This is a genomic window from Curtobacterium sp. 9128 (assembly GCF_900086645.1).
GTDB lineage: Bacteria > Actinomycetota > Actinomycetes > Actinomycetales > Microbacteriaceae > Curtobacterium.
The window spans coordinates 3735921-3749478 of the sequence record NZ_LT576451.1; the positions used below are offsets into that span (position 1 = coordinate 3735921).

At 71.6% G+C, this 13558-nt stretch carries 11 protein-coding genes; 2 read left to right on the plus strand and 9 right to left on the minus strand.

What is annotated here, in order from left to right; all coding sequences use genetic code 11:
• Positions 1 to 42: 42 nt before the first annotated feature.
• Positions 43 to 1497 carry a sugar porter family MFS transporter gene (locus QK288_RS17825; RefSeq protein ID WP_281265607.1) on the minus strand — a complete coding sequence of 485 codons (1455 nt, stop codon included), beginning with the start codon at positions 1495 to 1497 and terminating at the stop codon, positions 43 to 45.
• A gap of 121 nt (positions 1498 to 1618) precedes the next feature.
• Positions 1619 to 2116: a hypothetical protein gene (locus tag QK288_RS17830; protein ID WP_281265608.1), complete on the minus strand. Its 498-nt coding sequence runs from the start codon at positions 2114 to 2116 to the stop codon at positions 1619 to 1621.
• A gap of 106 nt (positions 2117 to 2222) precedes the next feature.
• On the opposite strand from QK288_RS17830, the gene QK288_RS17835 reads away from it, so the two are divergent.
• On the plus strand, positions 2223 to 2357 hold the full coding sequence (locus tag QK288_RS17835; RefSeq protein WP_281265609.1) for a hypothetical protein: 135 nt from the start codon (positions 2223 to 2225) through the stop codon (positions 2355 to 2357).
• On the opposite strand, the gene QK288_RS17840 is transcribed toward QK288_RS17835, so the two are convergent.
• From QK288_RS17840 to QK288_RS17855, 4 genes are read right to left on the minus strand one after another with little or no spacing between them, the layout of a single operon-like run.
• The gene (locus tag QK288_RS17840; RefSeq protein WP_281265610.1) at positions 2343 to 3248 is read right to left on the minus strand and encodes an NmrA family NAD(P)-binding protein; all 906 of its coding nucleotides are present in this window, start codon (positions 3246 to 3248) and stop codon (positions 2343 to 2345) included. The genes QK288_RS17835 and QK288_RS17840 overlap by 15 nt on opposite strands.
• Before the next feature lie 57 nt (positions 3249 to 3305).
• Entirely contained in the window at positions 3306 to 4286 is a 981-nt protein-coding gene (locus QK288_RS17845) for an NAD-dependent epimerase/dehydratase family protein (protein ID WP_281265611.1), read from the minus strand.
• Positions 4283 to 6994, minus strand: coding sequence for an alpha/beta fold hydrolase (locus QK288_RS17850; protein WP_281265612.1), 2712 nt, complete (start codon positions 6992 to 6994; stop codon positions 4283 to 4285). The genes QK288_RS17845 and QK288_RS17850 overlap by 4 nt, the downstream gene beginning before the upstream one ends.
• The gene (locus tag QK288_RS17855) at positions 6991 to 8064 is read right to left on the minus strand and encodes a 3-oxoacyl-ACP synthase III (RefSeq protein ID WP_281267626.1); all 1074 of its coding nucleotides are present in this window, start codon (positions 8062 to 8064) and stop codon (positions 6991 to 6993) included. The genes QK288_RS17850 and QK288_RS17855 overlap by 4 nt, the downstream gene beginning before the upstream one ends.
• A gap of 160 nt (positions 8065 to 8224) precedes the next feature.
• Here QK288_RS17855 and QK288_RS17860 point away from each other — a divergent pair, with 160 nt between their 5' ends.
• Positions 8225 to 9142, plus strand: a complete 918-nt coding sequence (locus QK288_RS17860; protein ID WP_281265613.1) for a LysM peptidoglycan-binding domain-containing protein — start codon at positions 8225 to 8227, stop codon at positions 9140 to 9142.
• Positions 9143 to 9365: 223 nt separating this feature from the next.
• Here QK288_RS17860 and pgi read toward each other — a convergent pair whose 3' ends face one another.
• The 3 genes from pgi to rimK all read right to left on the minus strand — a co-directional run bounded on the left by pgi (position 9366) and on the right by rimK (position 13473).
• A complete protein-coding gene (pgi, locus tag QK288_RS17865) occupies positions 9366 to 11084 on the minus strand; it encodes a glucose-6-phosphate isomerase (RefSeq protein ID WP_281265614.1) in 1719 nt (572 codons plus the stop codon).
• 159 nt (positions 11085 to 11243) lie between these two features.
• Entirely contained in the window at positions 11244 to 12236 is a 993-nt protein-coding gene (locus QK288_RS17870; protein WP_281265615.1) for a nitronate monooxygenase, read from the minus strand.
• 46 nt (positions 12237 to 12282) lie between these two features.
• Complete coding sequence (gene rimK, locus QK288_RS17875) at positions 12283 to 13473, minus strand: 30S ribosomal protein S6--L-glutamate ligase (protein WP_281265616.1); 1191 nt, start codon at positions 13471 to 13473, stop codon at positions 12283 to 12285.
• Positions 13474 to 13558: the final 85 nt, after the last annotated feature.

The following is a 13558-nucleotide window of genomic DNA, read 5'->3' on the forward strand; positions in this document are numbered from 1 at the left end:
GCCGACCACACCTCGTGGTGTGGTCGGCTCCGGTGGCACGGGTCAGCGGTGGGCCTTCTTGTCCGGAACCGTGAAGATGTTGCCGGTCGTGACGCCTTCCTCGACCTCCTCGAGGGTGCGGCCGCGGCTCTCCGGCACGAACTTCCAGATGAAGAACAGCGCCAGCACACCGACGATGGCGAACCCGAAGAACGTTCCGGTGATGCCGGTCGCAGCGACGATCGACGGGAAGTACAGGCCGAGGAACGCGTTCGCGATCCAGAGGCAGAACACCGCGATGCCCATGCCGAGCGCACGGATCTGCGTCGGGAAGATCTCCGACAGGATCACCCACGTGGCGATGTTGAGGAAGGTCTGCATCGAGCCGACGAAGGCGACGACGAGGAACAGGATCACCCAGGGGCGGGCCGGGTTGCCGGCGGGCAGGGTGATCGACGCGATGCCGATGAGGAAGTGGCACACGGTCGTCAGCGAGTACCCGATGATGAGCGTCGTCCGGCGGTTGATCCGCTCCATGTTCGCGATCGCGATCACACCACCGATCACCGCGATGACCCCGGGCGCGATGTTGGCGATGAGCGCCGCCGACTGCTCGAAGCCGGACTCGATGAGCACGGTCTGGCCGTAGTACATGATCGAGTTGATGCCGGTGAGCTGCTGCGCGACACCGATGCCGGCGCCGATGAGCACGATGCGGATCAGCCATTTGTTGCCGAGCAGGGTGCGCCAGCCGCTGACGCGCTGGATCTTCGCTTCGAGGTCGTTCGTCCGCTTGATGTCGTCGAGCTCGGCGACCGCGCGCTCCTTCGAGCGGATCTGCCCGAGCACATCGAGCGCCTCGTCGTTCCGGCCCTTCGACGCCAACCACCGCGGCGACTCCGGGACGCGGAGCATGCCGATGAACAACGCGATCGCGGGGAGCGCACACACGGCGAGCATGACGCGCCAGACACCGTTGCCCTCACCCCAGAGGGTGCCGATGATCGCGTTCACGACGAAGGCCGCGAGCTGACCGATCACGATCATGAGCTCGTTCCGGCCGGACAGGGACCCACGGATCTCGTACGGGGCGAGTTCGGCGAGGAACACCGGCACCACCGTCGACGCACCACCGACTGCCAGCCCGAGGAGCACACGGCCGACCACCATCACGCCGAAGGCCGGGGCGAAGACGCACGTCAGCGTGCCGACGAAGAAGGTCACCGCGAGCAGGATGATCGTCTTGCGGCGCCCCCACCCGTCAGCGATCCGACCGCCGAGCATCGCGCCGATGGCAGCGCCGAACAGCAGGGAGCTGGTGACGACGCCCTCGGTGAGGTTCGTCAGGCCGAGCTCCTGCTTCATCGGGAGCAGGGCACCGTTGATCACGCCGGTGTCGTACCCGAAGAGCAGGCCGCCGAAGGTGGCGACGAGTGCCAGCACACCGAGACGCTTGCGGTACGGGCCGGTGCCGAGCGGTGGAAGCGTGCTCGTGGATGTCGGTTTGATGTCGACCATCGGGGACTCCTTCGTCAGTGATCGTGCGCCCTTGCTGGGGTCGATCGTAGCCGAGTACTTTGTCCTGTCAACCACACATTCTCACGTCAGGTCGATTGGATCGGTCCATCGAAAGCCCTGGTCACGATCGGTCGCCTCGGCCCTGCTCCCCGAGCACGTCGCCGAGCGACGACATGTCCGCGCCGTGGTCGGTGTAGCGACGGACCGTGCGACGTGCCGCCGCACGGGCCGCCCCCGACAGCGCCTGGTTTCGACGTGCGGCATCGGCGACGCGACCCGCGTGGCCAGCCGTCGACAGCAGGACGTTGGCCAGGGCGCGACCGGCACCGGGGTCCGGGACGCCGGCGATCGACCAGGCGGAACGCACCTGCTCGTCCGGGGTGACACCGCGGCGGGTGCCCATCCGGTGCCAGTCGGACAGCGCCCCTTCGGTCCGGTCGGCCGCGCGGTCCGACTCCGCCGCGCGAGCCCGTTCGCGGTCTCGGTCGGTCGCGCGGTCGTGCTGCGCGCCCGACACACCCACGGCACGCGCCCGGGCATCGGTGTCGTCACCACCGGCTGCTGCGATGCGTGCGGCGTGCGCGGCCGCGGCTGCTGCGAGGATCTCCGACCTGTCCATGCGACGAAGGTACCCCGCGCCTGTGACACCGCGGCGCCGGCCGCTTGCATTCCAGCGGCCAGGTGCTGTTGTATTACCGGACACACCGTCGTGGAAGAAGGGGACCATGAACACGCACCATCGCATCGACCCGGCCGACCTGCACCTGCCACCGACGGCGCCGATCGACATCACCGACCTCGTCGTGCTCGGGGTGGGGGTCACGAACGACGAGGAGCGGAGCAGGTCACTCCGGCGCTGAGCCGACATGCTCGGCGAGGACGTCCCGCACGCTCGTCCACTCGTCACCGAACGGGGCGTTGTCGACGTGGCGCAGCTCACCCTCCCCGCTGAACATCGTCACGAAGTACTGCATCCCCTGCCAGGCAGGGAACGGCTCGCCCGTGTCCCGCGACACCCGGCGCCCGACCCTCGCCATCGCGGAGAGCGTCCCAGCGGTCCCGGCCCACTGCAGCCGGAACACGGTGCCCGTGAGCCGCGACATCGTGCCCGCGATCTCACGTGCGGTCACCCGGTCCCCGGCGACCTCGACGACCCGCGGGGCCGACGGGTCGAGCGCGACCTCCGCCGTCACCCGTGCGGTGTCGTCCTTCGTGGTGAAGTCGAGCACCTGGTCCGCGGACGACCAGAACAGCACCCGCTGCCTGTCGAACAGGATCATCGGCGCCTGCCCGGTGAGCATGTCCGTGAACGCGCCGTTGAGCACCGACGTGCCCCGGATCCGCGCGGCGTCGAGGTCCGCGGCGAACTCCCGCCGGAGCTCGAAGTTCCGGTTCGTGCCCGGCGTGGTCCGTCGGTAGTCAGCCGAGTAGTCCGACGGGACGAAGCGCTCGACACCGGCGTCGACTGCGGCGGCGAGCAGTGCCCGCTGCGCGTCGACGATCACGGAGCGGGTGCCGCTGACGGCGGAGACGACGACCTCGACGCCGGTCAGTGCCGCTCGGAGTGCCGTGCCGTCAGTGTACTCCGCCACGACGACCTCGACGCGGTCGTCCCTGCCGAAGCGCTCGGCGGCGGTCGTGCTGCCGGGTCGGGTGAGGACGCGGACGCTGGTGTCACGGGCGAGGAGCTCGCGGACGATGCGCCCGCCGAGGTCTCCGGTCGCGCCGGCGACGAGGACGGTGGTGGTCATGCTCCCGACAGTACGGACGCGGTGCCCACACGGGCTCAGGCGGGGGACGACGGGCGCTCAGCCCGCCAGGCGCCGCAGCCCCTCGTCGATCGACACCGCGGGCTCCCACTGCAGGTCGCGCCGGGTGCGTCGCTGGTCGAACCAGTGCGACGTCGACAGCTGTTCGGCCAGGAACCGCGTCATCGGCGGCTCGTCCACCCCCGGCCGGACCCGCCAGACCGCTTCGACGACGGACCCGGCCGCACGGGCGACACCCGCTGGGACGTGCCACCTGGGCGTCGGCACACCGGATGCCCGGCAGATCCCGTCGAGCAGGTCCGCGACGGGCCGTGGTTCGCCGTTGGTGACCACGTACGCGTTCCCGTGGACACCCTCGTCGGCCGCGTGGGTCAGCGCCGCGACCATCGCCGACGCCGCGTTGTCGACGTAGCAGGAGTCGATGAGTGCAGCGCCGGAGTCGAGCAACGGCAGCCGGCCGCGACGGGCCCGGTCGACGATGCGGCCGACGAGCTGTGTGTCGCCGGGGCCCCACACCAGGTGCGGGCGGACGGCGACGACGGCGAACCCGGGTGCGTCCGCGGCGAGCGCCAGGAGTTCGGCGGCCGCCTTGGTCCTGGCGTAGTCCCCCCGCGCGCCGTCCGGCGAGGCAGGGGACGCGCCGGCACCCGCGATCGAGGACCCGGTGTGGGCCACCGACGGCGACGACACGAACACGAACCGGGAGACACCGGCCGCCCGTGCGGCGTCGATGAGCGCCTGCGTGCCCTCCACGTTCACCCGGGTGAAGTCGGCGGGGTCACCGGCGAGCGAGACCTTGGCGGCGAGGTGCACGACGGCGTCGACGCCCTCGACGGCACGGACGACCGCAGCCGGGTCCGTCATCGTCCCGAGCACGTCGGAGACCGCGGCCCCACCGTCGACACCGGCAACGCCGGACGGACGGCGCTGGAACGTGCGCACGTCGTGCCCGGCGTCCCGCACGGCGGCGGCGACCGCTCGGCCGAGGAACCCGCTCGCGCCGGTGACCAGGACCGTCACGGGCGCACCATCCGTCCGCCACCGAGGACCGATGCAGCCCAGCGCGCGAGTCGTGTGCGGTCGACCTTCGAGTTGTGCCGGATGTCCGTCGGCAGCACGGGCACGACGAGCACCGCGGCGATCGGCGCCCCCGCAGCGGCACGGATCGACGCGGCCAACGCGGACGGGGCCAGCCCTGGACGCCGCACCGACGGGACCGTCTCCACGACGGCGACGACCTGCTGCGTCCCCGCGGGGCCGACACCGGCGACACCCGCACGCCCCACGCCGGTCACGCCCTCGATGCGCTGCTCGGGACCGACCGGTGTGAGCACCTCGGCCGGCGTCGTGATCACGTGCTGGAGCCGCCCCTCGACCCAGAGCTGCCCGGAGGCGTCCAGGTGCCCGACGTCACCGGTGCGGTGCCCGCGGGGATCGATGACGCCCAGCCGCGCGGCACGGTTCGTCCGCCAGAGCCGGTCGTAGTGGTCGCGGACGTGCGGGGCGACGACGACGATCTCCCCCGTGACGTCCGGCTCGTCCGTGAGCTCGCCCGTCGGCGCTCCGGACGGCGACAGGGGTGCGATGCGGACGGAGACACCGGCGGCCGGTCGGCCGACGCACACCCCACCCGCACCCGAGGACGTCGCAGCGGCCCCACGGATGCCGTCGAGGTCCACGTCCGTCATGAGCAGCCCCTCGGTCATGCCGTAGGGGGTGTGCGCACTCGCGTTCGGCATCAGCTCGGTCGCGGCCGTCAGCAGCGCGGCCGAGACGGGAGCGCCCGCCGACAGGAACAGGCGGACGCGGCCGAGCGCGGCACGGTCGGCATCGGTCAACGCGGGCGCTGTCGCCACGACGTTCGCGATGGCCGCCGGCGACAGGAACACCACGGTCGCGTCGGCCGCGGCGACGGAGTCCGCCACTGCCTTCGCCGTGAGGGTCCTGGGCGCGGTGACGTCCATGTCGGGCGCGACGGACCGCGCACCGAGCGCCGGACCGAGCAGTGCGAACGGCGCGAACCCGGCGACGAGGCCGGTCCCGATCCCGACGTCGTACTGCGCCGACAGGACGTCACGGACGGCGCCGAGCTGTCCGTGCGTGTACACGACGCCCTTCGCCGGACCGGTCGACCCCGAGGTGAAGAGCACGGCCGCCGGCGCATCGGACGACGGTGCGTCCGGCAGCGCCGTCCCGGCCGCGAGACGACGCGCTCCGCGACGTGCGACCGACGACAGCGTGTGCTCGACACGCAGCGCAGCACGTGCCGGAGCCGGAAGGGCCACCGTCGCGATCCGCCGTCCCGGCCAACCGAGCGCACGCGCCGCGGCGAGGCCGGGCAGCGCACCGATGATCCAGTCCGGCCGTGCGCCCTTCACGGCACGGGTGAGGCCACGGAGCCCGAGTCCGGCATCGGCGACGACGACCGTCGCGCCGACGCGGACACAGGCGTAGAGCGCCGCCGTGAGGTCGGCTCCGGGGGTGACGAGCAACGAGACGCGGTCACCAGGGCGGACACCGACGTCGAGGAGCCCCGCGGCGACCTCGTCGACCCGGCGGGCGAGGAGCCGCCAGCTGATCGTCCGGGTCCCGCCGGGTGCCGCCATCTCGACGAGCGCCGCCTCGTCCGAGTCGCGCAGCTCGTCGAGTGCGGCCCAGAGCGGGCGGCTCGCGGCCGCCTCGGACGTGTCGGTCTGGAGGGACGGCTCGGCCCCGGCGGGCACGCGACCGTCCGGCAGGCGGTCACCCAGCCAGTCGAAGACCGTCCCGGCGACGTCCGCGTCCTCCGGCAGCAGGTGCCCTGCACCCTCGAACCGGTGCACGTCCGCGTGTGGGAGCCGCTCCGCGAGGTCGTCGAGGTAGCGCTCGAGGAACACCGGATCGCGAGGCCCCCACACGAGCAGTGCGGGGACGTCGAGCGCAGCGACGCCCGAGGAGATCCGGTCGAGCTCCCTCGCGCTCGGGTGCCCGGCGTCGACGGGGATGTCCGCCACGAAGCCGCCGATGCCACCGCGACGCGCAGCACCCCGGTACGGCGCACGGAAGGCGTCGGCGACGGGACGCTCGAGCTTCGGGTGCGCGATCGCGAGGGTCGTCTCGAGGAACGCCGGCGTCACGACGGTCGCACGACCGAGGAGGCCCGGACGGAGCGCCAGACGCAGCGGAGCGGGGATCGGGGCGTCGTCCGGCTGGTGCACGGCGGTGTTGCACGTCGTCACGCCGACCACGAGGTCGGGGTGGTCGACCGCCCAGCCGAGCGACACCACACCGCCCCAGTCGTGCCCGAGGGTCACCACGGGTCCGGTGAGGCCGAGTTCGTCGGTCAGGGCGCCGAGGTCGGCGACGCGCTGGGGCAGCCCGCGCTCGAGCCCGGTGCGCTCCGAGAAGCCCATGTCGAGCTGGTCGACGGCGATCACGCGCCACGCGGGTCCGCCGGCCGCGGCGACCTCGAGCGAGGTGCGGAGCACCGACCGCCACAGGTACGACCACGTCGGGTTGCCGTGCACGCACAGCAGCGTGCCGACCGGTTCCACGCCGAGCGCGGCCAGGGACCCGGCCGTGTCGAGGAGGTGCCAGGTGCGCGCGGCGCGATCCGAGCCTCCCGAGCGTCCACCCGACCACGCGGGGACGGTCACCAGACGGGACCACGCGGGGTCGAGTCCTGGCAGGGAGGGCGGCTGCGTGGCCGGAGCGGTGCTCGCGGCCACGCGGGGCAGCCCGGATGTCACCAGCGGAGTTCCATCATCGCCGTGTTGATGCCGGAGCCGACACCGCCGAGGAAGACGCGGTCACCGGGGCGGATCCGCCCGTTCGCGGCCTCGTCGGCCAGGGTGATCGGGATCGACGCCGGGCCGACGTTGCCGAAGCGCTCGTAGGTGGTGGGGACCTTGTCCCGCGGGACCCCGATCGCCTCGACGAAGGCGTTGGTGTGCACGTCGGAGACCTGGTGCAGGACGTAGCGGTCCATGTCGGCCCAGTCGAAGTGCGAGCGCGCCTCGTTCCAGGCGGCCACGACGAGCTCCATGCCGCCCTTGAGCAGCATCTTCGCGTCGGTGAACATGCCGTCGACGCTGCCGACGCAGAGGTCGTACCACTGCGTCGCCGCGCGGGTGACGCCACCGACGATCCGGTGTCCGCCCGGGTGCATGTCCGCCGGGCCGAGCACGGCTGCGGCAGCGCCCGAGCCGAGCGTCAGGCTGGCGAACTCGCTCATGAAGTCCTTGCGGTTCCGGCCACCCTGGTTCAGGCGGTCGATCGTGTTGAGCTGCACCTGGTCGGCGTCCTCACCGTCCACGACGAGCGCGTACTTGATCTGGCCGGAGTCGATCATGCCAGCGGCCACGCTCATGGCGTTGACGAACCCGAGGCAGGCGTTCGCGATGTCGAAGTTGATCGCCGACGACGGCAGCCCGAGTCCGTGGTGCAGGCGCACGGCGACGCTCGGCTCGAGGTGCGGCCGGGTCACGGAGGTGTTGATGAGGAGTCCGACGTCCTCCGGGCGGATGCCGGCCTCGGCCATCGCACGACGTCCGGCGTCGATCGCGGCGTCCTGGAAGGTCTGGCCGTCGCCCCAGTTGCGGCGCTCCTTGACCCCGGCGACCCGCTCGAGCAGACCCATCGGCAGGCGGAGGCGCCGGAGCACCCCGCGGAGGCGCTCCTCGATGTCCGCCGACGTGGTCACACGCTCAGCAACAGTGGTCGCGACGGACAGCAGAGCGACGTTGTCGTGCTTGGCCGTGGCGTTGCCGGGCCGCTCCGGTTCGCTGCTCGTCGCCTGGTCCACCGGCCGTTCCGTCATGATCGTCACCGATACATACTTCCGCATCTGGGCTGGATGCGCGATCCGGATGCGCTGAGCGGTGGGGGACGCCGTCTGCGTGGGCCGTTCGACACAGGCTCTGGAGACGGACCTGTGCCGTGACGATCCGTCGGATACGATCCTTCGGCGAGGGGGAAACGTGCACGCCAGGAAGAACGCGATCGCCGTGGTCGGTGTGGGCGTCGTCGTCGCCGCGAGCCTCGGCGGCTGCTCACTGCTGCGGGGTGGCGGTGGGGATCTGCCTGCCCCCACCCGCTCGATCTCCGCGTCACCGACGCCGACCCCGTCGACGTCGTCCGATGCGGGCGACTCGGCCGCGGACCTGCTGCGCGAGTCGTCGTCGCCACGCCCGCCGACGCCGGAACCGTCGCAGGCGTCAGCACCCGCGCCGACGATCTCGACCATCCCGGCGGGCACGGTCGTCACCGAGGGCGACGTCGCCTCACCGAAGGGCAGCGTCCACTTCCACTACCGGGTGGTCGCGGGTGCCGATGACCACTTCGTGGTGCAGTACTCCGGGTTCACGTCCACGCTCCCGGTCCCGGTGAGTGCGACGTTCCTCGAGGACGCACCCGCCGTCGGCGACGGGCTGACCTACCACGGCATCGGCGACGACCAGCTCGGCGGTGCCACGACCACGCCGTCGGCCGCTGTTTCGGTGCCGATCGACAAGGCCGGCTCCGACCCGTCGTGGCTCGGTTCCCTGGTGACCTACTCGTCGGCGACGGCTGACCCGTCGCTGCCGGTCGAGATCGGCCCGGACAAGGTGCTCGCGGTGACGAAGGTCGCGTGGTCGGTGCCCGCCAGGACGACGAACGTGCACCCGGCGGACGGCGGCGCGACGGCGAACGCGAGCGGGACGGTCTCCGCGACGACGGCGTCCGGCGTACCGGCGTCCTACGTGATCGCGCCGGGCGACCTGATCGGGGACGTCGCGGCGCGGTTCGGGATCACCGTCGAGACGCTCATCTGGCTCAACGACGGCATGCAGGTGTACGGCAAGCAGCAGTACCTCTACGAGGGCACGACGCTCAACCTCGACCCGCTCCGACGCTGACGCGGCGCAGCCCCGCCGACTGGTCGCGACACCCCGCTCACGATCGTCGAGCGGTCGCATCCCGTCGGTCACGCGCCCCGGCCTCGACGGTATGCGACCACTCGACGTGAGGCACTCGGGGTGTCGTGACCGGTCGCGGCGCATCGGACCCCGGACACGACGACGCCCCGGACACGACGACACCCCGCCGCCCGAGGGCGACGGGGTGTCGTCGGCCAGCGTGCTACTTGCGCAGCTCCAGGTACTTCGCGATGAGGGCCTTCGTCGAGGAGTCCTGCGACGCCAGCGCGTCGGCGTCACCGTCGACCGCTGGTGCGATCTGCAGCGCGAGCTGCTTGCCGAGCTCGACGCCCCACTGGTCGAACGAGTCGATGCCCCAGATGGTGCCCTCGGTGAAGACGATGTGCTCGTACAGCGCGATGAGCTGCCCGACGACGCTCGGCGTGAGCGCCGGCGCGAGGATCGACGTCGACGGCTTGTTGCCCGTGAACGTGCGCGCCGCGACGATCGCTTCGTCGGTGGTGCCCTCTGCCCGGACCTCGTCCGCGGTCTTGCCGAACGCCAGCGCCTTGGTCTGCGCGAAGAAGTTCGCGAGGAACAGGTTGTGGACGTCCTGACCGGGCTCCACGGCCTTGCCGTCGCCGGTCTCGTCCTTGAGCGGACGGGCCGGGTTCGCCACCGCGATGAAGTCCGCGGGGATCAGGCGGGTGCCCTGGTGGATGAGCTGGTAGAACGCGTGCTGGCCGTTCGTGCCGGGCTCGCCCCAGAAGACCTCGCCGGTGTCCGTCGTGACGGGCGAGCCGTCCCAGCGGACGCGCTTGCCGTTCGACTCCATGGTGAGCTGCTGCAGGTACGCGGCGAAGCGGTGCAGGTACTGCGTGTACGGCAGGACCGCGTGGCTCTGGGCACCGAGGAAGTTCGAGTACCAGACGTTGAGCAGGCCCATCAGGACCGGCACGTTCTGCGCGAGCGGGGTGGTGCGCATGTGCTCGTCGATGGTGTGGAAGCCGGCGAGGAAGTCCTGCCAGTTCTCCTTGCCGATCGCGATGATCACGCTCGTGCCGATGGCCGAGTCGACCGAGTAGCGGCCGCCCACCCAGTCCCAGAAGCCGAATGCGTTCTCGGGGTCGATGCCGAACGCGGCGACCTTGTCGAGCGCGGTCGACACGGCGACGAAGTGCTTGGCGACGGCGTCGTTCTTCGCGTCGTCGGCGGCGTCGGTGAGGCCGAGCTTCTCCCAGAGCCACTGCCGCGCCAGGCGGGCGTTCGTCAGGGTCTCGAGGGTGCCGAAGGTCTTCGACGCGACGATGAACAGCGTGGTCTCGGGGTCGAGGTCAGCGGTCTTCTCGTAGATGTCGGCCGGGTCGATGTTCGAGACGAACCGTGCCTCGATGCCGGCCTGCACGTAGGGCTTGAGCGCCTCGTAGACCATGACGGGGCCGAGGTCCGACCCGCCGATGCCGATGTTCACGACGGTCTCGATGCGCTTGCCGGTGACGCCCTTCCAGGCGCCGGAACGGACCTGCTCCGCGAAGGCGTAGACCTTGTCGAGCGTGGCGTGCACGTCGGCGTCGACGTCCTGGCCGTCCACGACGAACGGTGCCGCGGGGGTGAGCTCGCCGCCCTTCGGACGACGGAGCGCGGTGTGCAGCACGGCACGGTCCTCGGTCGGGTTGACGTGCTCACCGGAGATCATCGCCTGGTAGCGCTCCGCGACCCCGGTGGCCTCGGCGACCTGGAGGAGCGCCGCGAGGATCTCCTCGGTCACCAGGCCCTTGGACAGGTCGACGGTGAGGTCGCCCGCCTGGAACGTGTACTGCTCGGCCCGGCCCGGGTCGCTGTCGAACCACCCTCGCAGGTCCGGCGAGAAGCCGTCGGCGATGCCGGCGAGCGTCTTCCAGCCTTCGGTCGTCGTGGGGTCGACGGGTGCGGATTCGGTCACGGATTCCTCCTGAGCGCATGAACTGGAACGGTCCGCAGACCTCCGCAACGCTGCGACGCGGGCCGCATCCGAGCGTAGTGCGCTCCGGGACGGCGCGTGCACCGCACGGTCAGGCCTGTGGAGAACGACGGGAGGCCCGGGTCGGGTGACCGGCGCGGCTCACGTGAGCAGGGCCTCCAGGATGTCCGCGACCGGCCGGTCGGCCGCCGCCCGCCAGGACCGACCCGCCCACAAGTGGAGCGCATGCGGATCGCCCGCGGCGGCGGCCGCCGTGCGGATCGGCTTCGTGAGGTGGTGCAGGGCCGGGTACCCGAGCGGCGCGTCCTCGTGCTCGCGGACGAAGCGGTTCACGAGTGCCCGTGCCGGACGTCCGGTGAACGCCCTGGTCAGCGCGGTCCGGTCGAAGACCGGGTCGGCGAGGGCCTCGCGGTGGGTCTGGTTCGTCCCTGCCTCGTCGGCGCGGAGCACGAGGGTGCCGACCATCGCGGCACCTGCCCCGGCGAGGCGGACGGCCTCGACGTCTGCGGCTCCCCCGATGCCGCCCGCAGCGATGACGGGCAGGTCGACCGCTCGACGGACGGCCCGGACCAGCTCCGGCAGCGGTTCCCACAGCGGCTCGGCGGCCGGGTCGAGCACGGCGGAGTGTCCGCCGGCCGCCTCGCCCTGCACGACCAGGACGTCGACACCGCGTTCCGCTGCGGCGAGTGCCTCGGCCCGGTTCGTCACGGACTGCATCGTGATGGTCTCGCGCTTCCGGAACTCCCACACCAGGTCGGCGTCCGGCAGCCCGAACGTGAAGGACACGACCGGCACCGGGTCGTCGAGGAGCAGCGCCACCTTGTCCGCCCAGGCGTCGTCGTCCTCGCGCTTGTCCGGGAGCCCCTCGACCCCGAGGGCATCGCGGTACCGGTCGTACGCCGCGTCGGTGATCGGGACCGGGTTGGGCGCGAAGAGGTTCACCCCGAAGTGCTCGGTGGCGTCCCGGACCTCGGCGATCTGCGCGGCGAGGTCGTCGACGGTGCGGTACCCGGCGGCGAGCTGCGCGAAGTGACCGGCACGGGCGGCGGCGACCACCAGCGCCGGGGTCGTCGGACCGCCCGCCATCGGGGCGACGTGCACGGGGGTACGGAGCGGGGCGGGGAGGTCGGTCACCCCTCGATCCTGCACCGCTCTCCCCGCCCCCGATGCGTACACGGCGTCACTGCTCGGGCAGGGGCTCCTTCGGGAGCTTCCGGAGCTTGGCGCGGCGCTTCCGGCGCTCCGGGATCATCGACCGCATCTCCTCGAGCTTGCCGAAGCAGAGCAACCGGTCGCCCGGCTCGAGTGCGACGCCGCTGCGCGGGTTCGGGATGACGTTCGACCCGCGGTGCAGGGTGAGGACCGTGATGTCGCGGTCCCAGAGCCCGGAGTCCTTGATGGTCTTGCCCACCAGGTCGGCGTTGGTGTGCACGAGGAGTTCGGCCACGCCGTAACCGGTCGACACCGACAGGCGCTGGCGGACGTCGATCTCGGGGAAGGCGACCTGGTTCGCGATGAAGTCGATGATCGCGCCGGCGATGTCCAGCCCGGTCGCCCGCTCGATGCCCTCGAGCCCCGGGGACGAGTTGACCTCCATCACGAGGGGCCCGTCGTTGCCCTCGAGCATGTCGACGCCGGCGACGCGGAGTCCCATGATCTGCGCCGAGCGGACCGCCGCCTCTTCGTACTCCGGGGTCAGCGTGACCTGCTCGACGGTGCCCCCGCGGTGCACGTTCGACCGGAACTCGTCGCCGCTCGCACTCCGGCGCATCGCGGCCACGACGCGGTCGCCGACGACGAGCGCGCGGATGTCCTTGCCGCGGCTCTCCGAGATGAAGCTCTGGATGAGGACGTTCTGCTTCGTGGAGTGCAGCGTCTCGACGATCGACTCGGCGACCTTCGCCTCCGGCGCCAGGATGACGCCGATGCCCTGCGTGCCCTCCAGGAGCTTGATCACGACGGGCGCTCCACCGACGCGCTCGATCGCACCGCGGACGTCGGCCCGACCGGCGACGAACGTGGTGGCCGGCATACCGATGTCGTGGCGGGACAGGATCTGGTTCGCGCGGAGCTTGTCGCGGGAGTTCGTGATGCCGTTCGCGGTGTTCGGCGTGTACACGTCCATCTGCTCGAACTGCCGGACGACCGCGGTGCCGTAGTACGTGATCGAGTTCCCGATGCGGGGCAGGATCGCGTCGTAGTCCGAGAGCAGCTTGCCGCGGTACTGCAGGTCGGGCGCGTCCCCGGTCAGGTCGATCGCGAAGCGCAGGGTGTTGAGGACCTTCACCTCGTGCCCACGGTCGAGCGCTGCCGCCCGGAGCCGCTGCGTCGAGTACGCCTGCGGGGCGCGCGAGAGGATGGCGAGTTTCATCGAGGAGGCTCCGCGGGTTCTGGGGTGGCGACGGCGACGCTCCATGCTGTCAGACGGAGCACACGCTCCGCGCGCCGTCCTGCCA